We start from the raw sequence: 22,298 nt of genomic DNA on the forward strand, positions 1-22,298 counted from the left end.
CTATCGTCCTCGCGGGTCCGAGCCGGTCAGGAGCAGTCCGAGGTCGTACGGCGTGAGGCCGTCGAGGGTCGCGACGTGCGTGCGTCGCTCCCCCGCATCGACCGGGACGAGGTTGGGGACCACGAGCACATGACAGCCCGCGGCCGACGCCGAGCGGGTGCCTGTGTTGGAGTCCTCGATCGCCACGCATCGCGACGGGTCGACCCCCAGTGCCGCCGCGGCGGCGAGGTAAGGCTCGGGGTGCGGCTTGCCGCGCGAGACCGTGTCCCCGGTGACCACGGCACTGAATGTGCTGCCGGTGAACCGCGCGACCAGCGGCTCTGCGACGGCGGTGTACGACATCGTGACCAGCGCCTGCGGGACTCCCGCCTCGGTGAGCGCGGCGATCATCTCCCGAGCACCTGGACGCCAGGCGATGTCGCCGTCGCGCATGTACGAGGCGACCTCGCTCACGAGTGCGTCGACGATCTCCTCGGGGCGCAGCACGAGGTCCATCCGACGCCGGATCTCGCGCGCGGCCTCGAGCAGGTCGCTGCCGACGAGGGCGAGTCCGTCCTCTTCGGACCACGACGCGCCGTGGCGGGCAGCGAGTGCGAACTCCGCCTCGAGCCACACGGGCTCGGTGTCGACGATCGTCCCGTCGAGGTCCCACAGGACGGCGTCGGGCAGGGTCGTACGGCGGGTGTCGACGTTGGTCGTCATCGGCTCTCTTCGGCTCGAAGGGTGGGTGAAAAGACTGCAGGGCTAGGAGTCGGTGTCGCGCGAGCGCCGCTTGAGGTAGCGCTCGAACTCGCGCGCGATCGCGTCGCCCGAGGCCTCGGGCAGCTCGGAGGTGTCGCGCGCCTCCTCGAGCGACTCCACGTACGCGGCGATGTCGGCGTCGGAGCTCGCGAGGTCTTCGACACCGCGCTCCCACGCCCGCGCCATCTCGCGTAGGTCACCGATCGGCAGGCTGATCTCGAGCACGTCCTCGAGATAGCCCAGCAGCGCCAGCGTCGCCTTGGGACTCGGGGGCTGCGCCACGTAGTGCGGGACGGCGGCCCACAGCGAGACCGTCGGAAGCTCCGCCGCGACGCAGGCCAGCGTAAAGACGCCGTTGATGCCGGTGGGCCCCTCGTACGAGGAGTCGTCGAGGCTCAGGCGGGCGTCGAGCTCGGGGTCGTTGGTGGTCCCCGTCACCGGCACCGGCCGCGTGTGCGGTGTGTCGGCGAGCAGCGCGCCGAGCGTGACGACCGCATGGCTCGCCAGCCGGTCGGCGATGGCGACGAGCTCGTCGCAGAACGAGATCCAGCGCATGTTCGGCTCGACGCCACGCACGAGCACCACGTCGCGGTCGGAGCCCACCGGCCGCGCCACGTACACGCGGGTCGTGGGCCAGGTGATCGTCCGGTGCCCGTCGTCGTCAGTCCCGATCTGCGGGCGGTTGACCTGGAAGTCGTAGTAGTCGTCCGGGTCGATCTCCGCGATGAGGTCGGCGTCCCACCACTCCACCAGGTGGTCGATCACGGAGCTGGCGGCGTCCGCAGCATCGTTCCAACCCTCGAACGCGACGACGAACCACGGGTCGACAACGGTGGGGAACTCGGTCTGCTCGCTCACCCCTTCACTCTATGCCGAGGAGCGGACGCGTTGCGGAGGTGTAGGTCAGACGACGCCGAGCAGCGCATCGACGGCCGCGCCGACCGTACGGCCTGCCCCCGGGACGCCGTCGCCAGCCACCGCGAGCGCAGCATCGACCCACGCGTCGACGGCCGCGATCGCCCGCGGCGCATCGAGATCGTGGGCCAGGGCGTCACGGATCGCGCTGACGACCGGAGCAGCCTCGGACCCGCCCGTAGCGAAGGCCTCGCGCCACCGACCGAGACGCTTGGCGGCGTCCACGATCTCGCTGTCCGCCCACTCCCAGCCCGTGCGGTAGTGGTGCCCGAGCACCGCGAGCCGGATCGCCATCGGGTCATGGCCGTCGGCGCGCAGGCGCGACACGAGCACGAGGTTGCCGAGCGACTTGGACATCTTCTCGCCGGCGTACGCCACCATCGCCTGGTGGACGTACGCCCGCGCGAACCGCTGCTCGGTGGCGACCTGCGCCTCAGAAGCCGACATCTCGTGGTGCGGGAAGATCAGGTCGGTCCCGCCGCCCTGGACGTCGAAATCGTGCCCCAGCGTCTCGAGCGCGATCGACGAGCACTCCACGTGCCATCCGGGACGTCCGCGCCCGAACGGGCTCTCCCATGAGGGCTCGCCCGGACGCTCCGCCTGCCACAGGAGGCAGTCGAGCGGATCGCGCTTGCCGGGCCGGTCCGGGTCTCCCCCACGCTCGCTGAACAGCCGCAACATGGTCTCGCTGTCATAGCCGGAGACCTCGCCGAAGCTGGCATCGGCGTGCACGGAGAAGTAGACGTCGCCCTCGACCTCGTATGTCACACCGCGGTCGCGCAGGCGCTCGATCAGCGCGATCGCCAGGTCGATCGACTCGACGGCTCCGATGTAGTGGTCCGGGGCGAGGATCCGCAGCGCGGACATGTCCTCGCGGAAGAGCTCGATCTCGCGCTCGGCGAGGTCGGTCCACTCGATGCCGGTCGCCGTCGCGCGCTCCAGCAGCGGGTCGTCGACGTCGGTGATGTTCTGGGTGTAGACGACCTCGAGACCGCGGTCGCGCCAGGCGCGCTGCAGGAGGTCGAACGTCAGGTAGGTCGCGGCGTGGCCGAGATGAGTGGCGTCGTACGGGGTGATGCCGCACACGTACATGCGGGCACGGCCCTGCGGGTCGACGAGCACCGGGGAGCCGCTCGCGGTGTCGTGGACCTGGACAGCCGATCCGGGGCCGAGGCCGAGCTCGGAGAGGTCGGGGACTTCGGGGGACGTCCAGGCGCGCATGCCACGAGGGTATAAGGCGGTCCCTACACCGGCGGCCACGGGATCGTCGGCCAGCGGTCGCCCGGCGTGGGCATGCGGCCGGTCGTGAGCAGGAGGTCCAGCCGCTCGGAGAGGGCAGCGATCTCATCGGCGCTGATCAGGTCGGAGAGGGCGGCGCGCAGCGGTCCCGACGTGACCTTCTCGGACAGCGACTCGAGCCGCTGGCGATCGTCGTCGTCCAACGCCTCACCCGCCCAGCCCCACAGCACCGTACGGAGCTTGTCCTCGACGTGGAAGGTCAGCCCGTGGTCGCAGCCCAGCACCGTCTCGTCGACCGGCAGCAGGTGTCCGCCCTTGCGGTCCGCGTTGTTGACGACCGCGTCGAACAGCGCGATCGTCCGCAGCGGTGGGGTGTCGCGGTGCAGCAGCGTCACCTCGCGGTCGCGAGCGTCGACCGCGTCCACCACGGAGAACCAGCCCTCCGGATCGTCTCCGGCGGGCACGACGGCGATCTGGGCGAGCGCTGGGTCGATGTCGACCCACAACTGCACCATGCCCGGTCCGAACGGACCGTCGGCGATCACCGTCGGTGGGACGACATGCCAGCCGGCGGCTTCGGAGACGAGGTAGGCGGCGCGCTCACGACCGGCGAGTGTGCCGTCGGGGAAGTCCCACAGCGGCCGCTCCCCCCGTACGGGCTTGTAGACGCACGCGAGCGAGCGCGAGCCGTCGGACACCTGCCCGTAGAAGGTGCCGTTGGAGGCCTCGACGAGCCGGCCCGTGACCTCGAGCGTGCCTCGGCCGAGCAGTTCCGAGACACCGTGGCCTGCCGCGTAGCGTCGCGACGCTGCGAACTCAGTCACGGGCGACCCGGCGGAAGCCGTTGGCGCGCGGGCAGAGATGGCCGTCGGCCTCGACCACTCCCCCGCAGAACGGGCACGTGGGCCGTCCGGCCGCGACCACGCTGCGGGCACGCTCGGCGAACTCGAGCGCGACCGCTGGCGGCATCGTCACGACGAGCACGTCACTGGCCTCGCTCTCGTCGTCGTCGGTCATCGCGAACGCCTCGACGACGACCTCGCCGGTGTCGGGCTCCCACGCCAAGGTCATCGCGCCCACGCGGAACTCCTCCTCGATCGGCTGCTCGAGGGGGTCCAGGTCGACCGCTCGCCCAAGCCCTCCGCCGGCTGCCGCCTCCACCTCCACCAGGAGCGCCTCCAGGCGTTCGGCGAGCACCTCGACCTGCTGCTTCTCCAGGCCGACCGACGTGACGCGGCCGCCGTCGCTAGCCTGCAGGAAGAACGTCCGGTCGCCAGGAACCCCGACCGTGCCGGCGACGAATCGACGCGGGCGTTCGTACCTGTGGATCAGCATGACACCGAGCCTAGACAGGGCCTCGGAGCGCGGCGACTCCTGTCCCCGCTCACGCGCCACCACCGACCGGAGCGTCGCCGGTGGCCGCCTTCGAGTCGCCCGCCGGGGGTACGAGGCCGCTGAGATCCGAGCCGAGGTCGTTGACGTGGTGGACGGTCGGTCGCTGCGTCCCGTACGTGATCGCGCTGACCGACCCGGGGCTCACGGCGATCCGTTGGAAGAGGTCGAGGTGGGTGCCGAGGGCGTCGGCAACGATGGCCTTGATCACGTCGCCGTGGCTGACTGCGACCCACACCGCCCGGCCGCCGTGGCGCCGCGCCACCCGCCGGTCGATGCGCCGGGCCGTCTCGACCGCGCGTGCCGCCATCGTCGTCATCGCCTCGCCACCTGGAAAGACCACGGCGCTCGGTTGCTGCTGGACGCTCGCCCACAACGGCTGCTTTGCGAGGTCGGTGATCGCCCGCCCGGTCCACCTGCCGTAGTCGCACTCCACGAGCCCCGCGTCGCGGCGTACGGGGACCGTGTCGGGCTGTGCCTCGGCGATCGTGCGCGCCGTCTGCATCGTGCGCATCAGCGGGCTGCTCACGATGAGCGAGAGGGGCACCGCCGCGAGGCGCTCGGCGACGCGTGCGGCCTGAGTGCGGCCGGTCGGGTCCAGGCCGATGCCGCGCGTCCGGCCCGCGAGAATGCCCTGGGCGTTGGCATCGGTCCGCCCGTGACGGACGAGGATCAAGGTCGGCACGCCCCGAGCGTAGTCCGGCCGCGAGCCGTGCGAGGGGCAACAATGAAGGCGTGATCTTGGACTGCGCCGCCTACCACGACGGCACCTCGCTCCCCGCCGGCCTCCAGATCGACGACCTCGCCGACGCGATGGCGGCATGCACAGGTCCCGCTGACTTCGTGTGGCTGTTCATGCAGGATCCGACGTACGAGGAGTTCGGCCAGCTCCAGAAGGTCTTCGGGCTGCACCCGCTCGCGGTCGAGGACGCCGTCACAGCGCACCAGCGCCCCAAGGTCGACGTGTACCCCGAATCGGCGTTCCTCGTCCTGCGCGCGCTGCGCTACGTCCAGGCGAGCGAGCGTGTCGAGGCGAGCGAGATCTCGCTCTTCCTCGGGGACCGGTACGTCATCGTCGTCCGCCACGGCGACTGGCCCAAGCTCGAGGGCGTCCGTGCGCGCGCGGAGAAGGAGCAGGCGCTCGCCCAGTACGGGGCGATCGCTGCGGCGTACCACGTCATCGACGCCGTCGTGGATGAGTACGAGGTGATCGCGGAGTCGCTGTCCGCCGATGTCGAGGACGTGGAGGCCGCGGTGTTCTCCGACGACGTGTCGGGCGCGGACACCACCCAGATCTATCTCCTCAAGCGCGAGCTGCTCGAGTTCCGCCGTTCGGTCGTGCCGATCCACGCGCCGCTGCAGGAAGTCCTGAGGCGGCGGGCGACGATCTCGGTGCCGAAGGGGATGCTCCCGTACTTCCGCGACGTCGCCGACCACCTCGCTCATGCACGCGGAACGATGGAGTCGCTCGACGGACTGCTCGACAACGTGATGCAAGCGCGCGCGACGCAGATCTCCGTCCAGCAGAACGACGACATGCGCAAGCTCGCTGCGTACGCCGCGATGATCGCGGCACCGACCCTCATCGCGGGGGTCTACGGGATGAACTTCCGCGACATGCCCGAGCTGGACTGGCGGTTCGGCTACCCGCTCACGCTGCTCGCGATGGTCGCGATGGTGGCCTTGCTGTGGCGCGCCTTCAAACGCTCCGGATGGCTGTAGCGTCGTCGGATGGCACGAATCGATCCTGATGCTTCCGTCGCGTCCAGCGCGGTCGTCACCGGTGACGTCACTGTCGGCCCCGGATCGCGGGTCCTCCACGGCGCCGTGCTCAATGGCGACCTGGGCCCGATCGTGATCGGGGCAGACGTGGTGGTGATGGAGAACGCGCTCGTCCGCGGTCGCGCCGATCATCCGGCGACCATCGGCGACGCCGTCCTCGTGGGCCCGCACACACACCTGAACGGGACAACGGTCGAGGATGAGGTGTTCCTCGCGACCGGCGCCTCGCTGCTTCCGGGGTCGTGAACTCCGACCTGGCGCCCGGCACCGTCGTACCGATCGGGTGGATCGCCGCCGGGCGTCCGGCGGAGCTGTTCTCACCCGATCGGCACGACAAGCTCTGGGCGGTGCAGGAGACGCTCGACTTCCCCGGGACCGTCTACGGCGTGCCTCGTGGGACGAGGATGCGCGAGATCATGCGCCGGCAGTCGGAGGCCTACCGGCGGTGACCCCTCACCATGGGACGAAGCCGTCGCGGCCGAAGAACGCCCCTGTCGGGCCCTGCGGGTCGACCATGGCCGCCCGTACGCTCGCGGCCGCGCCTTCCTCGACGGTCTGAGTGCCCCTGTGGCCATTGAGGTCGGTCGCGGTGTAGCCGGGGTCGACGGCGTTGACACGGAACTCCGGGAGCGCCTTGGCGTACATGGTCGTGATCAGGTTGAGGGCGGCCTTGGACGACGGGTAGACGAGCCCGACGAGGGTGGACTCAAGCCGGCTCGGGTCCGACGTGACGGCGAAGGAGCCCACACCGCTCGACACGTTCACGACGCGGGGGTGCTCGGAGGCTCGCAGCATCGGAAGGAAGGCGTGCGTGACCCGGACGGGGCCGAGGACGTTCACGCCGAAGACGGGGATGAAGTCTGCGGGCACCGTGTCCGCCGGACCGGCCCACGAACCGCCGATCCCGGCGTTGTTGACGAGCACGTCGAGGCCGGTTCCCGCGTCCTCGACGGTCGCGACGGCCGTGGCCACCGAGGCGTCGTCGGTCACGTCGATCACGACCGGGCGGACGTCGAGGCCCTCGCTCTGGAGCGGCTCCGCGGCCTTCCTCCCGAGCTCCGCGTCACGCGAGCCGAGCCAGACCGTCCATCCGAGTCCAGCGAGACGGCGCACGGTCTCGAGCCCGATCCCCTTGTTCGCCCCGGTGACCAGGGCGGTGGTGGTGGTTGTCGCTGTCGTTGTCATGCCACGAGCCTGGTCGCCGCCGCGGCCTCGTACCAGGATCACTTCGTCCTGGTACGGGTCGTACCAGGCTGTGCCGTGGTGACGCTCCCCGCTGCGTGCCATGGTGAGGACGTGGATCGTCATGAGCTCGGCCGCCTGCTTGTCCGCGCACGCCGCAGGGTCTCCCCCGCCGATGTCGGCATGCCCGCGGGGCCACGTCGCCGGGTGGCGGGCCTGCGCCGCGAGGAGGTCGCGATCCTGGCGGGTGTCAGCGTCGACTACGTGACGCGGATCGAGCAGGGGCGCGGCGCGCACCCGTCACCATCGGTCCTCGCCTCCCTCGCACGGGCATTGCGGATGAGCGACGACGAGCGCCGGGAGATGTTCGACCTGGCCGGCGCTCCTTCGCCGCGCGACGGACACGTACCGATGCTGGTCCGTGCGAGCATCCTCCGGCTGCTCGAGCGCCTCGAGGACCAGCCCGCTGTCGTGCTGAGCGCCAAGGGAGACGTGCTCGCCTGGAACCCGCTCGCGGCGGCCCTGCTCGGCGACTTCTCCGTGCAGCCGCTGACGCAGCGCAACATCGTGCGCCAGCGGTTCTCTGGGGAACCGGGCCGTGTCTCGGTCCCAGAGGAGGAGGCGCAACGGACCGCGGCCCAGTCGGTGACCAGCCTGCGCGCGGCCTCGGCGAAGTATCCCGACGATCCCAACCTGCGCCGGCTCGTGGCCGAGCTCCGCGCGCACAGCACCGAGTTCGCCCGGCTGTGGGATGACGCTCCGTCACAGGTGTGGCGCAGCCACCGCAAGACCATCACGCACCCGACCGTCGGCGCGGTCACGCTCGACTGCGACGCGTTGGAGCTCCCCGAGACGGACCAGACGGTGATCGTCTACTCCGCTGCGCCAGGCTCACGCGACGCCGATCTGCTGCAGCTGGTCAAGGTCGTCGGCACCCAGAGCCTGGGTGCCGACGCACGATGACTATCCGACCGACGTCCCGGCCGTGATCACGCCCGTCGCGAGCAGCGCCAGCACGAGGCCACCGAGCCCGATCCGGTAGATCACGAACGGCGTGTAGGAGTGCTTGCTGACGTACTGCAGGAGCCAGTGGATCACCGAGATGCCGACCACGAACGAGACGACCGTCGCGAGGATCGTCGGGCCCACGCCGTACGCGTTGTCGCCGCCGGGGATCTCCGGCAGCTGGAACAGGCCCGCTCCGACGACCGCCGGGATCGCGAGCAGGAACGCGTAGCGCGTCGCGGCGGCACGGTCGTAGCCGAGGGCGCGGCCCATGCTGATCGTCGCGCCGGACCTCGAGACGCCCGGGATCAACGCCATCGCCTGAGCGAATCCGAAGAGCACCGCGTGCTTGCCGGTCAGCTGCTCGATCGTGCGGTCCTGGCGACCCAGCTTGTCGCAGATGCCGAGCACGACGCCCATGACGATGAGCATCGTCGCGATCACCCAGAGGTTGCGGAAGTCGTTCTCGATGACGTCTTTGAGCGTGATGCCGAGGATGACGATCGGCAGGGAGCCGACGATCACGAACCAGCCCATCCGCCACTCGAGCGTGTCGCGGGCGTCGCTTTTGAACAGGCCGCGCAGCCAGCCGCCGGCGATGTTCCAGATGTCGCGCCAGAAGTAGAGGATGACCGCGATCTCCGTACCGATCTGGACGACCGCCGTGAAGGCCGCCCCCGGGTCTTCCCAGCCGAAGAACTTGGGGAAGATCGCGAGGTGGCCCGATGACGAGATCGGGAGGAACTCGGTGAGGCCCTGGAGAAGGCCGAGGACGAGCGCTTGGAGCAGGTCGTTCACTCGCCGAGGCCCGAGGTCTCGAGAGCGTCAGCGACCGTACGGAGCACGTGGGCGCGCTCGTCGTGCGTGGAGCCGAAGGTAGAGATCGCCAGCGTCGTGACACCGGCATCGGCGTACGAGTGGAGGCGCTCGGCGATGCGCTCCTTGGGGCCGATGAGGGCCGTCTGGTCGACGAGCTCGAACGGCACCGCCGCAGCGGCCTCGCCCTGCTTCCTGTCGAGGTAGAGGTCCTGGATCTTCTGGGCGGCGTCCTCGAAGCCCATCCGGCGGGCGAGCGCGTTGTAGAAGTTCTGCTTGCGGCTACCCATGCCGCCGACGTACAACGCCGTGTAGGCGCGCACCATCTGGGCGCACTCCTCCAGGTCGTCGCCGATCACGACCGGCACGGTCGGGACCACGTCGAAGCCCTCCATCGTCTTGCCGACCTTCTCACGCCCGATGCGGAGGTGGTCGGTCGAGACGGCGGCCTGCTCGGGGTTGAAGAAGATCGCGAGCCAGCCGTCGGCAATCTCGCCGGCGAGCTCGAGGTTCTTGGGGCCGACCGCGGCGAGGTAGATCGGGATGTCGGTGCGGTACGGGTGGAGCATGATCTTGAGCGGCTTGCCCGGGCCGTCGGGCAGCGGCAGCGTGAAGTGCTCGCCGGCGTAGTTCAGCGGCTCCTCGCGAGCGAGGATGGTGCGCACGATCTCGACGTACTCACGCGTGCGCGCCAGCGGCTTGTCGAACTTCACGCCGTGCCAGCCCTCGGACACCTGGGGCCCGGAGACACCCAGCCCGAGGCGCACGCGTCCCTCGGAGAGACGGTCGAGCGTGGCGGCCGTCATCGCCGTCATCGCGGGCGTACGAGCGGGGATCTGCAGGATCGCGGTGCCGAGCTCGAGGGTCGTCGTCTTGGCGCCGATCCACGACAGAAGGGTCGGCACGTCGGACCCGTACGCCTCCGCCGCCCACGCCGACGAGTAGCCCAGCGTCTCGGCATACACCGCCGTCTCAACCCGTTCGGCGACGTCCGGGCCGGCGACGTACCCGACGTTGACTCCCAGCTTCATGACCTGCTCCTGATCGATGGGGACCGCGATGCGCAGGGCGAGCCTAGCGTGGCGCGGACACCCACCTCGACTAGCCTTCCGACAAGGCTGACAGGGGCCTTGACCGAGGAGTGACATGCAGGAACGGTTCGTCGGACGCAGCGGCCTGTCCGTCTCCCGCGTCGGGCTCGGAACGGCCTCGTGGGGGCGCGACACCGACGAGCACGAGGCCGCGGACATCCTGAAGACCTACCTCGGCGCCGGCGGCACGCTGATCGACACCGCGGCCTCGTACGGGGCGGGTGCCAGCGAGGAGCTCATCGGCGCACTGGTCGCCGATCTGCGGCGCGACGACGTGGTCATGGTGTCCAAGGCCGGCTCGGTCGTCCCGCACGGGCGGCCCGGCACATCGCGCGGCGCGATGCTCGCCACGCTGGACGACTCGCTCGCACGCCTCCGCACAGACCACCTCGACCTGTGGCTGGTGCAGGGGTGGGATCCGCGGGTGCCCGTGGACGAGACGCTCGCCGCGTTGGAGCACGCGGTGACCACCGGCCGTACCCGGTACGTCGGCGTCTCCAACTACACCGGCTGGCAGACGGCGTACGCGCACACACGGCAGGCGATGCGCGACCTCGGTGCGCCGGTGGTCGCGACGGAGGTCGAGTACTCCCTGCTCGCGCGCCAACCCGAGCGCGACGTCGTTCCCGCGGCGGAGGAGCTGGGGTTCGGCGTGCTCGCATGGTCGGCGCTGGGGCGTGGCGTGCTGACCGGCAAGTACCGCTACGGCATCCCCGCGGACTCGCGGGCGGCCTCCGACCACCTGTCCGGGTTCGTCGAGCCGTACCTCGACCCGGACTCGCGGCAGGTCGTCGAGGCGGTGTGCCGCGCCGCCGAGGGACTCCAGCTGAGCCCGATCGAGGTCGCGCTCGCGTGGGTCCGAGATCGCCCAGGTGTGGCGAGTGCCCTCATCGGGCCCCGGACAGCGGCACAATTGAAGGCAGCGCTCTCGGTCGAGGAGGTCGTGCTCCCCACCGAGATCGCCGAAGCACTCGACGACGTGTCGGCGGAGGCGGGATAACGGAGGCTGTGTTGTCCGAGTACGAGTTCCAGCGGTTCTGGTTGCCGCGTACGGAGTCGCGCCAGGCGGTGCGGCGGCTGCTCACGGACGCGGCCGAGCATCACGGCTGGGAGATCGACCGGCTGCGGTTGTTCCCCGACGGACGGCGCCGGGTGATCCTGCGCAGGCGCATCATCCGCGTCCGCAGCACGCTGTAGCCCGCGCGAGCCGCGAGGCGTATCGCGACCCCCTACGCCAGGTCGAGCAGCCGGTGGAACACCCGCGCGCCGAACTCGAGCGCATCAGTCGGGACCCGCTCGTCGACACCGTGGAACAGCGCCGTGAAGTCCAGATCTGCAGGGAGCCGCAGAGGCGTGAACCCGTACGAGCGGATGCCGAGGCGGTCCCAGGCCTTGGCATCGGTCCCGCCGGACATCAGGTACGGGGCGATGTGGGCCTCGGGATCCTCGGCGTGCAGCGAGACCGTCATGGCATCGACGAGGTCGCCGCTGAACGGATATTCCAGGGCTGGCTGCAGCGTCAGCGGCTCCACCGTCACCGCGTCGCCGGCCAACCCGCGCACCTCGGCGAGGAACGCGTCCTGCTGGCCGGGCAGGAAGCGCCCATCGACGTGCGCGTGCGCCTCGCCAGGGATCACATTCACCTTGTAGCCGGCGTCGAGCATGGTCGGGTTGGAGATGTTGCGCATCCCTGCGCGGATCATCCGTGCGGTGGGCCCGAACTCGGCGAGCAGTTCCTCGGTCGACGCGCCCGCGGCGCCGGTGAGCTCACGGACCTTGTCGAGGAGGATCTGCATCGACGGCCCGGGCTCGTACGGCCACTCGTGGTCGCCGATCGCAGCGACCGCACGCGCGATGGCTGTGACGGCGTTGTTGTCGCGCACCATCGAGCCGTGACCTGCGGTTCCCTGGGCCGACAGGCGCATCCAGGCCAGCCCCTTCTCGCCCGACTCGAGCAGATAGAGCCGCTTGCCGCCGATGTCGGTCGAGAACCCGCCGACCTCGCCGATCGCCTCCGTGCAGTCGGCGACGAGATCCCGGTGGTGGTCGACGATCTTGTGGGCGCCGTGGATCGACCCGGCCTCCTCGTCGGCGGTGAACGCGAGCACGAGCGTCCGACGCGGGGCGAGCCCGGCGCGTCGACGGGCCCGGACGACCGACAGGACCATCGCGTCGAAGTCCTTCATGTCGACCGCGCCACGCCCGTACAGATAGCCGTCGACGATCTCTCCCCCGAACGGGTCGTACGACCAGTCGCCCGCCTGTGCCGGCACGACGTCGAGGTGGCCGTGGACGAGCAGTGGCGGCAACGAGAGATCGGTGCCCTCCCAGCGGGCGATCACGTTCGTACGGCCGGGCGTCACCTCGACGATGGTGGACTCGAGCCCGACCTCGGCGAGCAGCTCCGCGACGTACTCGGCGGCCTTGCGCTCCCCCGGGCCCCGGTCGTCGCCCGTGTTGGTGGTGTCGATCCGGATGAGGTTCCGGCAGATCTCGACGACCTCCGCGGCAGGGTCGATGGGGGCGGTCTGAGAGGGCACGTCGGCGGTCATTCCCCCATCCTGCCTGGCCAGGACAGGGAACGGTGAAAGTGAGGACCCCGGTTTGGGGATCGCCGCGGGTGGTTTGCTAGAGTTCTGACGCACGGTGAACGACGCACAGCGCCGGTCACCAACCCAGTCCGGGTGGCGGAATAGGTAGACGCGCTAGCTTGAGGTGCTAGTGCCCGTATTAGGGCATGGGGGTTCAAGTCCCCCCTCGGACACAACAACGACCAAGGCCCTTCGACACTCTCGCCAGTGTCGGAGGGCCTTTTTTTCTGCTCCCGTTACCGGCCGCTCTTCAGGATCGATCCCCCCTGCTGCCGGCGCCGCGGCGCCGGCAGCAGGGGATGGTCACGGCGTCGACTCTCCGGCATGTCGGACATGCGAGAACGCGAAGCTCGCCAAGATCACCAGCAGGACCGCGCAGGCCGCCGTTGCCGCGAACGACGGCTCGAGCTGGAAACCTTTCGCGATCCCGGCTGCGGCGCACGGCAACCCGATCCAGCCGGCTGCCGTCCACATCCGGGGGGTACGCGATGCTTGAACAGCAACGCTCAGCGAGCCGATCCCGACCGGGATGAGGAACAACCCCACGAGCGGAAGCAGGAAGGTGCCCTCGCGTTCAGCCACGGCCGCGTAGACACCGGCCAGACCGGCAGACGAGCCGACCCACAGGCAGACGACTCCCGCCAGCCACGAGCCGAACCTCAGGCCGGAAGCGGCCGCGGTGCCGGCATCTTCGTCGACGTACACGTCCTCCCCGTCGTCGGCGTCTGGCACGCTGACGCGTTCCATGGCCTCGACCGCCCACCCGTTCACCGGCTGCACCGCTCCGGTGATGTCGTAGGTGAACAGGGCGACATGGTTCGCATCGGCGTAACTGATTGCCTGAGCCGTGAACGATGACCCGCAGAAGAAGAACAGATCAACGGTCGAAGCGCGACCGACCGCGCCGACAAGCCGCTGAATTTCCGGCCTGCCGGCTTGCGACGCCTGAAACTTGACCTGCGCGGCCGCGTGGGTGGCGACCACATCAATCCCGCCGTCCGCCCCGCCCGGCGACGCAAGCGCATCGTGATACCCCCAGTGGCGGAGCCACCGGGCGGCGTTCTCCTCGGCATCCTCCCACCGCGCAACGTGAAACAGGTCCAGCTCCGACACGTCTTCCCTCCCAAAGGTCGCATCAGGTTAGCGGTCGCTGTGACGACCTCTCCTCGCGGAGGGTCCACTTGGAGCAGTGCTGTCGCTCGCCTCTTCCGCGCCGGCTGTCGGACCAGGCAGAACACGACGGCGGCCACCCTGTAGGCCCTCGATGCGACGCCCTGAGCATGTATGGCGCGAGGCATGGTGCTGGCCTCCTCTCGTGGAGCGCACCACCGGCGAAAGGTCGCGCTGGGCCTGTTATTTCTGTCGTTCTAGGACCCACACGTCTTGCCGCTCGGGCCTCAGCCACGCCCGAGTTGAGGTGGGGCCTGACGGTCCCCGCTCCCCGTGTAGGTTCGGCCTCGCTCCCCTCGCCCTGCCCCGCTGCCTCGACGGCGTGCGAGGACTCCCCCAGGCGACGACCTGCCGGGGCGGGAGCGCCAGAGTGTCTGATGACAACGACAAACCCCTAGAAGGCGGGTGGGCAGTGACCGACATCGTGATCCGTGCGCTCGATCGTGACGACAGCCGACGCCTCGCCGAGATGTATCGGGGTGACCGGGACTTCCTGAAGCACTGGGACCCGCAGCGTCCCGATGCCTTCTACACGGACAGCGGTCAGGCTGACGCGATCGAGACCACTCTGCGCGAATGTACGAGCGGTCGTATGTGGTCGGGAGTAGTCCTCGAGGACGGAGGTCTGGTGGGGCGAGTGAGTCTGAACAACATCCTCCAAGCTCCCTTTCGGAGCTGTTCACTCGGCTATTGGGTCGCACAGCCGTACAGCGGCCGCGGCATCGCCACCGAAGCGGCCAGGCAGGCGATGCAGATCGCCTTTGGCTCCCTCGGCCTGCACCGAGTTGACGCGTTTGCGCGTGAGGAGAATGCCGCGTCGTGTCGAGTGCTGGAGAAGAATGGGTTCAAGAAGGTGGGCTTGTCGCGAGGACACATCCACATCAACGGGCGATGGCGCGATGACATCATGTTTCAGAGACTTGCCCCCTGGGATGACGGCATTCGTCTCGACCCGCCTGCCTCTTGAGGCTGTTGCTGCAGGCACGGGCGGCCGCAGCGTCACCTGGCGGAGTCACTCTCGATCGGCGTCGCCCACGACGGCCGCCGAACGAGGCAGAACGGGTGGCCCGCCGGGTCCGCGTACACGTCACCCCCCAGCGCTCGGGCGCCGAGACGGAGCACCTCCTCCCCCGCGGAGGTGACGTCCTCGACCATGACGTCGACGTGCATCTGCTGCGGCACCCCCGGGCCGGGCCAGGTCGACGGTGGCAGTCCGGGCGCCCGCTGGAACGCCATCTCCGAGGTCTGGTCGTCCACCGAGACGACCACGAAGTCGCCGTCGTCGTAGGTGACCGGCTCGCCGAGCACCGCCGACCAGAATGCGGCGCTCCCCTGCGGGTCAGGTGCGTCGACGACGAGGTGGTGGCGTCGTCCGATCATCACGCCTCCCCTCCTGGCCTAGGGCCTCCCCCGCGAGCATTTCACGTAGCGTCGACAACGTCTCCGGCTCGCACGGCCTGGACGACCGACGCAACGGTCAGTCCACCCGAGATGGTCCACAGCCACCACGGCATCGGACGGATGGTCGAAAGGGCCGCGAGAATCCCCAACGTGACAATGCTGCCCCGCACACTGGGGTGGGTCAGAGTTCGCCAGAACATGGCCGACATCCTCGCAGCTCAGCCGAAAGCCGCCCCGGTTTAGTGCAACCTTTATGTGTGGGAGCGCCACGCAGATCCTTCTGATCACGGAGGGCCTTCTTGGATGCGCGCCTACCTCGACCTGTTGGGTCACCCTGTGCCTCGCGCGCGGCACTGGGCCTGTTATTAAGGCCGATCGATTGAGTTGCTCGGACCAGCCGCGCATCATGTCGGTGCCGCAGGTCGTCAGCGATCGAAGGCAGAGCCCCACCCCGCCAACCCATCACGGCTCGCTCACCTGGGTGGTCCGCGCACCCGCAGGCACAGTCGGCAGCAGCCGGGTGAAGTAGAGCGCCGCCATGATGAAGAACGCGAGGACGAGCAGACTCGCGCGCAGGCCCGCGATCCGCGCGTCGGTGTTCTCCTCGACGATCGCGTTCGCCTCTGCCGTCGGGATCCCTGCCTCCGCCAGGCCGTCCTCGAGCTGGCTATCGGAGACGAACGGAACCCCGCTCGCGAGGCTCACCTCCGCGCGGTCCGAGAGATCGTCGGAGACGGCGGAGTTGGCCTGGATCCCGCCCATGAACGAAGCCGTCAGCGCGCCAATGAGGACCGAGCCTGCGAGCGCCGTGCCCAGCGATGCCCCGAGGTTCGTGGCGGTGTTCTGGAGACCACCCACCTCCCCGCTCAGGGTGTCGGGCAGAGCCGAGACGGTCACAGCGCCGAGCTGCGACGACAGAGCGCCGACGCCGAGGCCAGCCAGCAGGAGCGGTACGGTCACGATCTCCGGCCCCGCACCCGCCTCGAGGGCGAGCACGAGCGAGGTCACCCCGGCGAGGAGAGCGCCTAGCCCCCACGAGACCACCCGCCGCGGAGAGGCCCCCGGCCAGAGGCGTGGGACGGCGACCGCCGCCAGCAGGAGCGTGAGCGAGAGCGGGAGGATGCGGACGCCCGTCTCGACCGCGCTCAAACCCAGCGCAACGGACAGGAAGAGCGGGATCGTGAAGAACAGCCCCGCTTGGACCAGGAACTGGAAGAAGAACATCGTCAAGCCGCCGGTGAGCTGGCGGTTGCGCAGCATCGCCACGTCGACGAGAGGTTCACGCCCCACGGCGGCCGTACGAGCCTCCCACCAGAAGAACACCCGCAGGACGAGGAGGCCGCCGAGCACGAACCAGACGGTCGGAGACATCCCGAGGAGGGACGGTCCGTCGGGCGAGGGGCGGACCCATCCCCACTCCCCCGACCGCAGGACGCCGTACACGCCGAGCGCGAGGCCCGTCGCGGAGAGGACAGACCCGATCCCATCGAGGCGGACAGAGCCTTCGCGACGGCTGTCGTGGATCCGCCGGGTCAGCGCGAGGATCCCGACGACCAGGACGACCTCGCCGGCGAACACCAGGCGCCACGTGAGGTAGGTGGTCACGGCGCCGCCGATGAGCGGGCCCGCAGCCACGGCGATCGCGCCGGCGGACGCGACCAGTCCGTACGCGCGGGGGCGCTCCTCGGAGGGGAAGTTCGCGGCCACGAGGCCGACAATCGCAGGCATGATCAGGGCAGCCCCGAGGCCCTCGAGGAGCGACCAACCAATCAGGAGCACGGCGAGGTTGGGCGCGAGCGAGGTCGTCAGCGACCCGGCGCCGTAGATGACGCACCCGATCGCGAACGCCCGGCGCCGTCCGATCATCGTGCCGACCTTGCCGCCGGTGATCATCAACGCCGCCATGACGAGCGTGTAGAGCGTGATCGCGGTCTGGATGCCGGTCACCGTCGTGTCGAGGTCGGCGGCGACCTGCGCGATCGAGACGTTCATGACCGAGCTGTCCAGGGTCATGAGGAACTGGCCGGACGCCAGCGTCAACAACACGACCCCTCGCCCGGCCACCATCGGACCAGTCTCTGGCCGCGAGCGGCGGCATGGTGGGGAATTGCACACGCGCCGCAGCCTTCTCGGCTGCGGCGCGCGTCAGGTCGTGCGGTCCGATCGAGATCAGGGGGTCGGCGGCTCGACCTCGTTGAGATCGGGGAGATCGTCGGTGTCGGGCAGGTCGTCGACGTCAGGCGTGTCGGCCGTGCCGAACTCGTCGACCTTCCAGGAGCCGCCCTCCTTGACGAGCTCGACCTCCTGATCGACGGAAGTCCCCATCACCGACAGGGAGACCTTCGAGGTGGCCTCGTCGCCGTCGACCTTGGTGTCCTTCACGGTGAACTTCGCGTCGCGCAGGGCCTTGAGCATGCCCTCGCTGCCTTCCTCTTCCTTCAGGGACTCCTTGCACTTGTCGGCGCCTTCACCGTTGCGGAAGTCGTCGGTCGTGATCGCGACGAGCGCCTCGCAATCGCCGTCCTGGATCGCGGCGATGAACTCCTTGGTGGCGTCCTCGGGGTTCGACGCGCCGCCGCCCCCATCACCGAACAGGAGCACGGCGCCCAGCACGACGGCGATCAGCAGGACGGCAGCGCCACCGATGAGGCCGATGAGGAGGCCCTTGTTCTTGCCCTTCGGCTCCGAGCCCGTGGGCGGCTGGCCCTGACCGTAGTAGGCCTGCTGCGGCTGCTGACCGTACGGCTGCTGGGGCTGCTGACCGTACGGCTGCTGGGGCTGGCCGTAGGGGCCAGGAGGCTGTTGCCCGTACCCGGGTGGCGGTCCCTGCGGGGGCGGACCCTGGGGCGGCTGACCCCCCTGGGGAGGCTGGCCCTGGGGCGGCTGCTGTCCGTACGGGGGCTGAGGGCCGTTCGAGGGTTGGCCTGACCACTGATCGCTCACGCGCATACGGTACGCGACCAAAGAGTCGCTCCGCGGCCGCGCCCGGCGGGCGACCTGGTTCTATGGTGCCGTGACGACAGGGTGGACGCTGCGCCGAAGCCGAGCCGAGGACGCTGAGTGGATGGCCGAGCTGCGGGCTGTGGTGATGCGCGACGATCTGGAGCGGCTCGGGCGGTACGACCCCGTGCGTGTGCGCCGCCGGTTCTTGGACGCTTTCGACGCCGCGCACACCGGAGTCATCGTCGTCGACGGCGTCGATGCGGGTCTCATCGCGCTGCGGCCGACGGAGGGCGCGCAGTGGATCGAGCACTTCTACGTCCGCGCGGACTACCAGGGCCTCGGGATCGGGTCAGCGGTGCTCGGACGTACCCTCGCCGAGCACGGCGACGAGCGACCCTTCAGGCTGAACGTCCTCCAAGGCAGCCGAGCCCGTGCCCTGTACGAGGCGCACGGGTTCGTCGTCGACGGCGAGGACGCGATCGACGTCTTCATGGTCCGCTCACACGCGCAGGAACGCCCCCAGCTCGAGCACACCGTCGGGCGTGCGAGGCATGTAGGAGGTCAGTGCGTCGGAGCGGAGGATTTCGGCCCGCCACTGCGCGCGCGAGATCGCGACGTTGACGCGGTGGCGGTCGAGGAGGAACCCCATCCCTCGCGGCACGTCATCGGGTGAGGACGCCGCCATGGAGACGAGGACGACGGGCGCCTCCTGCCCCTGGAACTTGTCGACGGTCCCGACGCGTACGCCGTCGATGCCAGTGTCGTCGAGCACACGACGCACCAGGTGGACCTGGGCGTTGAAGGGAGCCACGACGAGGATGTCGGCCTCGCCCAGCGGGCGCGGCGCCTCGTCGCCGCCGGGGCTCCACGAGGTACCGAGCAGCGCCCGCACACGCACCGCCACCTCTGCGGCCTCCTCGACGGAGGCGGTGCGGTTGCCGTGGTGGTCGACGAGCTGGGTCGCCACGCCTGGCGCGATGCCTGCGAGGTCGCGCTCAGAGGTGCACGGGTGCGCGGTGAGCGCTCCCTCGTACGCGAGGTGAGAGACGGCCTCGCAGAGCCGCGGGTGCATGCGGTAGGTGGTGCCGAGGAAGTAGCCGAGGTCGGCCGGCATCGCGGCGCGCCCCTCCATCACCCAACCCAGTGCGGACGTGTCGACCGGCTCGCCGTGGGTGCCCTGGCTCACCTGCGGGAGCTGCTGGGGATCGCCCAGCAGGAGCAGGCGCTGGGCCGCCACCGAGACCCCGATCGTCGGCGCGAGCGCGAACTGCCCGGCCTCGTCGACGACGAGCAGGTCGAGCGAGCCGCGCGGGACGCGGTCGGCGTTGGTGAAGTCCCACGCGGTGCCGCCGAGCACACAGCCCGTGCCCTCCGACTCCTCAAGGAAGGCGGCCACGCCGTTGTCGGGCAGTCGTGTCCACGCCGGGACTGCCGTCTTGGCCTTGGGCTTGCCGACCCGCGCCGCCTCGAGACCGGCCTCGACGGTCTTGTCGAGCACGTGCTCGACCACCGCATGGGACTGGGCGACGACGCCAATCCGCCAGCCGTGCTCCTCGACGAGGCGCCGGATCACCCGCGCCGCCGTGTGGGTCTTGCCCGTGCCGGGTGGCCCCTGGACGGGGACGTAGGAGGAGTCGAGGTCACGCAGCGTCGCTACGAGATCGTCGACCGCGTCCCCTGTCTGCGGGAGGCGGTCGAGTGTCCGTATCCGTGGGGTGCGACGTGCCAGCACGTCGTACGCCGGTCCGGCGGGCAGCGTCGCTCCCCCGAGGGACGCAGCCGCGCACTCGCCGATCGCGGCCGTGATCGACTCTGCGGGGGGCGGTGGCCCCGGGGTGATCGCGGTCGGCAGCCACGGGTGCGGGCCGATCGCGCGGGTCGCCTTCTCGCGGACGAGCACGGCGTCGGAGGCGTCAGTGTCGTTGCCGTCGTGCGGGGCGGGCGTGATGCCGTCGACAGTCGGTGTGTAAGCGCGGATGCCGTCGACCGACGTCTTGCCACCCTCAGGACCGGGCAGGTCGTACAGGAGGAAGGCCCCGTCACCGTTGCCGATCGTCGTGCCGGGACCCCACTCGCCGGCAAGGCGCAGGGTGCGGCGGGCGAGCTTGCGGCCCTCGACCTGCCAGTCTTCGACGACCTCGGCCGACTCGACCACGAACACGTCACGAGATGCCGCCCACTCGTCGGCCGGCGCGCGGAGCCGGTCGAAATGCGCCCACCAGAAGGGCAGCGACTCGCGGCGGTAGTAGCCGAGCGCAGCGGCGAGCATTGCGTACGCCTGCTGCTCGGCCGAGCGCTCCCCACGGTCAACGGGACCGGCGCGGTCGAGCAGGCCCTTGACCAGCACCGCGTCGTCTCCGGGCTCCTCGTCCTCGGCGTCGAACGCCGGCAGCGGCACCGGGGCGGGCCGTGGCTCGACTCCCGCCTCGTCGCCGACCCGCAGGAGCCAGTCACGCAGCCGCAGCGTCGACAGGCAGTCGTACTCGTTGTAGTCGGCGAGCTCGGCGAGCCTCTTGGCGGCCTCGTCGAGCCGTTCGTCCTCGATCATCGCGCGATAGGCGTGGTATTCGACGATCGACGCGTCGCCGGCCTGGACCTCGCCGGCGCGCAGCTCGTCGGAGCCCATATAGAGGGGCTCGAGCTTCTTGATGCTGTACGAAGGCTGCGAGACGCGCACGGACCCTCGCACCACCGCGTACAGGTCGACGAAGACTCCCGCGCGCAGCAGCGCGTCGAGCTCGCGCTCGTGGGTGGCGTAGCGGGCGACGAGCCGCTTGAGGGCGCTCGTCTCGTACGGGGCGTAGTGGTAGACGTGCAGGTCAGGGAAGCGCGCGCGCCGCTCGGTGAGGTAGTCGAGGAACGAGACCAGCGCCGCCCGCTCCCCCACGCGGTCATGGGCCCACCACGGCAGGAACGGGCCGCGGCTCTCCCCTGGCGCAGGAGCCTCCATCACGCCCCAGAGGTATTCGAGGCCCCACTCGGTCAGGTCGCTCTCGTGGTAAAGCGGGTCACCCTCGAAGTCGAAGAAGACGTCGCCCGGCGACGGTGGCGGCAACGCCGAGAGGTGGGTCGGGGCGACGACCTCGTACGTGACCTGCGGCCGGCCGTCGGCGCCGGGCCCCGCGTCACGCTGGGCCTGCTGGAGGCGGGCCTGCGCGTGAAGCCGGGAGAAGACCGCCTGCGGCATGCCAGGAGGTGGCTCGGCGGACGCGACGAGCGCGTCGAGGGTGGAGATGCCGGCTGCACGCAGCCGTTTGCGATGGTCAACACGCAGCCCTGCGACCACGAGGACGTCACCGGTGGCAGCGATTGCCTCGGCGCACGCCTCACAGCGACCGCACGCGACATAGCGCTCGTCGCCCCACACCACGGGTCCGTCCTCGGCGTGGTGCTCGGCGACAAGCCGACGAAGCCGCTCTCGGCGGGCCTGGAAGACCGGGAGCACCTCGGCGAGCGGGAACGACTCCTTGCGGCCGTCGCCGAGGAGCAGGACGACCGTGGCGGCGACCGGCTGGCCCGCGCGCTCGAGCTGGTCGGCGTAGGCGGCGAGCTGAAGCAGGGCCTTGGCCCGGGCCTCTCGGGCGAGCTTGGCGTCGCACACCACCCAGCCGTCGTCACCGCGCTCGACGAAGTCGGCGTAGCCGTGGAACTCGCCGTCGAAGAAGCCGGCCTGAGAGACCACCTGGACGTCGGACGAGAGGGCGGCAAGCGTCGTCTCCTGCAACGCACGCAGCCGCTCGACGGTCGGCGGACCGACACGGTCGATCTCGGCGATCGCGTCCGCCCCCAGGGCACGCCGGAGCCGGTCGAGCTCACGTGCCTCGTGAGCGTCGCCCAACCGGGCGATGTGGCTCAGCATCGCGTCGTCGCCGGCCGCCACCGGCGCAGCCCGCCGGAGACGGGCGTCGAGGCTGCGCAGGAACGCGAACTCGCACTCCGAGGCGAGCGTCAGGTCGGACGCACTCCAGACCACGTGACCCTCGAGCACGAACACGTGACCGCTCCTCTCCGCCGACGTGCCAGTGAGCGT

22 protein-coding genes, 1 tRNA gene and 1 pseudogene are annotated in these 22,298 nt (G+C 70.1%); 9 read left to right on the top strand and 15 right to left on the bottom strand.

Annotated elements, in window-relative coordinates; translation table 11 throughout:
* Genes HCT63_RS07420 through HCT63_RS07445 form a run of 6 tightly spaced genes read right to left on the bottom strand, consistent with a single transcriptional unit; the run spans position 1 to position 4,972 of the window.
* The gene (locus HCT63_RS07420; protein WP_167002803.1) at positions 1 to 702 is read right to left on the bottom strand and encodes an HAD family phosphatase; all 702 of its coding nucleotides are present in this window, start codon (positions 700 to 702) and stop codon (positions 1 to 3) included.
* A 42-nt stretch (positions 703 to 744) separates the two neighbouring features.
* Positions 745 to 1,599: a PAC2 family protein gene (locus HCT63_RS07425; protein ID WP_167002805.1), complete on the bottom strand. Its 855-nt coding sequence runs from the start codon at positions 1,597 to 1,599 to the stop codon at positions 745 to 747.
* A gap of 45 nt (positions 1,600 to 1,644) precedes the next feature.
* Entirely contained in the window at positions 1,645 to 2,877 is a 1,233-nt protein-coding gene (gene mshC / locus HCT63_RS07430; RefSeq protein ID WP_167002807.1) for a cysteine--1-D-myo-inosityl 2-amino-2-deoxy-alpha-D-glucopyranoside ligase, read from the bottom strand.
* A gap of 23 nt (positions 2,878 to 2,900) precedes the next feature.
* Entirely contained in the window at positions 2,901 to 3,719 is an 819-nt protein-coding gene (locus tag HCT63_RS07435; protein WP_167002809.1) for an SCO1664 family protein, read from the bottom strand.
* Entirely contained in the window at positions 3,712 to 4,230 is a 519-nt protein-coding gene (locus HCT63_RS07440) for a DUF3090 family protein (protein WP_167002811.1), read from the bottom strand. Before HCT63_RS07440 ends, HCT63_RS07435 begins: the two co-directional genes overlap by 8 nt.
* Before the next feature lie 49 nt (positions 4,231 to 4,279).
* Positions 4,280 to 4,972, bottom strand: coding sequence for an MSMEG_4193 family putative phosphomutase (locus tag HCT63_RS07445; RefSeq protein ID WP_182397085.1), 693 nt, complete (start codon positions 4,970 to 4,972; stop codon positions 4,280 to 4,282).
* A 50-nt stretch (positions 4,973 to 5,022) separates the two neighbouring features.
* Between HCT63_RS07445 and corA the strand changes: the two genes are divergently transcribed.
* From corA to HCT63_RS20415, 3 genes are read left to right on the top strand one after another with little or no spacing between them, the layout of a single operon-like run.
* Positions 5,023 to 6,009 (top strand): magnesium/cobalt transporter CorA, encoded by a 987-nt coding sequence (corA, locus tag HCT63_RS07450; RefSeq protein WP_167002815.1) that lies wholly within the window; start codon positions 5,023 to 5,025, stop codon positions 6,007 to 6,009.
* Positions 6,010 to 6,018: 9 nt separating this feature from the next.
* Positions 6,019 to 6,315 (top strand): hypothetical protein, encoded by a 297-nt coding sequence (locus HCT63_RS20410; RefSeq protein ID WP_243842934.1) that lies wholly within the window; start codon positions 6,019 to 6,021, stop codon positions 6,313 to 6,315.
* On the top strand, positions 6,312 to 6,518 hold the full coding sequence (locus HCT63_RS20415) for a hypothetical protein (RefSeq protein WP_243842935.1): 207 nt from the start codon (positions 6,312 to 6,314) through the stop codon (positions 6,516 to 6,518). Before HCT63_RS20410 ends, HCT63_RS20415 begins: the two co-directional genes overlap by 4 nt.
* A gap of 4 nt (positions 6,519 to 6,522) precedes the next feature.
* Here HCT63_RS20415 and HCT63_RS07460 read toward each other — a convergent pair whose 3' ends face one another.
* Positions 6,523 to 7,377: an SDR family oxidoreductase gene (locus HCT63_RS07460; protein ID WP_243842936.1), complete on the bottom strand. Its 855-nt coding sequence runs from the start codon at positions 7,375 to 7,377 to the stop codon at positions 6,523 to 6,525.
* Between HCT63_RS07460 and HCT63_RS07465 the strand changes: the two genes are divergently transcribed.
* Entirely contained in the window at positions 7,366 to 8,214 is an 849-nt protein-coding gene (locus tag HCT63_RS07465) for a helix-turn-helix transcriptional regulator (RefSeq protein WP_167002817.1), read from the top strand. The two genes, HCT63_RS07460 and HCT63_RS07465, sit on opposite strands and share 12 nt — an antisense overlap.
* Here the strand turns inward: HCT63_RS07465 and HCT63_RS07470 are convergent, their stop codons facing one another.
* Both HCT63_RS07470 and HCT63_RS07475 read right to left on the bottom strand, forming a co-directional pair.
* Complete coding sequence (locus HCT63_RS07470; RefSeq protein WP_167002819.1) at positions 8,215 to 9,054, bottom strand: undecaprenyl-diphosphate phosphatase; 840 nt, start codon at positions 9,052 to 9,054, stop codon at positions 8,215 to 8,217.
* Positions 9,051 to 10,103 carry an LLM class F420-dependent oxidoreductase gene (locus tag HCT63_RS07475; RefSeq protein WP_167002821.1) on the bottom strand — a complete coding sequence of 351 codons (1,053 nt, stop codon included), beginning with the start codon at positions 10,101 to 10,103 and terminating at the stop codon, positions 9,051 to 9,053. The genes HCT63_RS07470 and HCT63_RS07475 overlap by 4 nt, the downstream gene beginning before the upstream one ends.
* A 115-nt stretch (positions 10,104 to 10,218) precedes the next feature.
* On the opposite strand from HCT63_RS07475, the gene HCT63_RS07480 reads away from it, so the two are divergent.
* On the top strand, positions 10,219 to 11,163 hold the full coding sequence (locus tag HCT63_RS07480) for an aldo/keto reductase (protein WP_167002823.1): 945 nt from the start codon (positions 10,219 to 10,221) through the stop codon (positions 11,161 to 11,163).
* A gap of 11 nt (positions 11,164 to 11,174) precedes the next feature.
* The gene (locus HCT63_RS07485) at positions 11,175 to 11,360 is read left to right on the top strand and encodes a DUF5703 family protein (RefSeq protein WP_167002825.1); all 186 of its coding nucleotides are present in this window, start codon (positions 11,175 to 11,177) and stop codon (positions 11,358 to 11,360) included.
* Between the two features lie 32 nt (positions 11,361 to 11,392).
* Here the strand turns inward: HCT63_RS07485 and HCT63_RS07490 are convergent, their stop codons facing one another.
* Positions 11,393 to 12,715, bottom strand: coding sequence for a M20/M25/M40 family metallo-hydrolase (locus HCT63_RS07490; protein WP_167002827.1), 1,323 nt, complete (start codon positions 12,713 to 12,715; stop codon positions 11,393 to 11,395).
* Positions 12,716 to 12,841: 126 nt separating this feature from the next.
* On the opposite strand from HCT63_RS07490, the gene HCT63_RS07495 reads away from it, so the two are divergent.
* Positions 12,842 to 12,927: transfer RNA gene (locus HCT63_RS07495), tRNA-Leu, on the top strand.
* A 130-nt stretch (positions 12,928 to 13,057) separates the two neighbouring features.
* Here HCT63_RS07495 and HCT63_RS07500 read toward each other — a convergent pair.
* Positions 13,058 to 13,867, bottom strand: a complete 810-nt coding sequence (locus HCT63_RS07500) for a restriction endonuclease (protein ID WP_167002828.1) — start codon at positions 13,865 to 13,867, stop codon at positions 13,058 to 13,060.
* A 469-nt stretch (positions 13,868 to 14,336) separates the two neighbouring features.
* Between HCT63_RS07500 and HCT63_RS07505 the strand changes: the two genes are divergently transcribed.
* A complete protein-coding gene (locus HCT63_RS07505; protein ID WP_167002830.1) occupies positions 14,337 to 14,891 on the top strand; it encodes a GNAT family protein in 555 nt (184 codons plus the stop codon).
* A gap of 32 nt (positions 14,892 to 14,923) precedes the next feature.
* Here HCT63_RS07505 and HCT63_RS07510 read toward each other — a convergent pair whose 3' ends face one another.
* From HCT63_RS07510 to HCT63_RS07520, 3 genes are all read right to left on the bottom strand, one after another.
* Positions 14,924 to 15,304, bottom strand: coding sequence for a VOC family protein (locus HCT63_RS07510; RefSeq protein ID WP_167002832.1), 381 nt, complete (start codon positions 15,302 to 15,304; stop codon positions 14,924 to 14,926).
* A gap of 483 nt (positions 15,305 to 15,787) precedes the next feature.
* A complete protein-coding gene (locus HCT63_RS07515; RefSeq protein WP_243842937.1) occupies positions 15,788 to 17,371 on the bottom strand; it encodes an MFS transporter in 1,584 nt (527 codons plus the stop codon).
* A gap of 123 nt (positions 17,372 to 17,494) precedes the next feature.
* Positions 17,495 to 18,268 carry a DUF4878 domain-containing protein gene (locus HCT63_RS07520; protein WP_208322330.1) on the bottom strand — a complete coding sequence of 258 codons (774 nt, stop codon included), beginning with the start codon at positions 18,266 to 18,268 and terminating at the stop codon, positions 17,495 to 17,497.
* A 145-nt stretch (positions 18,269 to 18,413) separates the two neighbouring features.
* Here HCT63_RS07520 and HCT63_RS20240 point away from each other — a divergent pair.
* Positions 18,414 to 18,728: pseudogene (locus HCT63_RS20240) on the top strand (GNAT family N-acetyltransferase); the annotation flags it as partial.
* 39 nt (positions 18,729 to 18,767) lie between these two features.
* On the opposite strand, the gene HCT63_RS07525 reads toward HCT63_RS20240, so the two are convergent.
* Positions 18,768 to 22,262, bottom strand: a complete 3,495-nt coding sequence (locus tag HCT63_RS07525) for a bifunctional RecB family nuclease/DEAD/DEAH box helicase (protein ID WP_167002838.1) — start codon at positions 22,260 to 22,262, stop codon at positions 18,768 to 18,770.
* Positions 22,263 to 22,298 lie beyond the last annotated feature (36 nt).

The organism is Mumia sp. ZJ430, from assembly GCF_011751845.1.
GTDB lineage: Bacteria > Actinomycetota > Actinomycetes > Propionibacteriales > Nocardioidaceae > Mumia.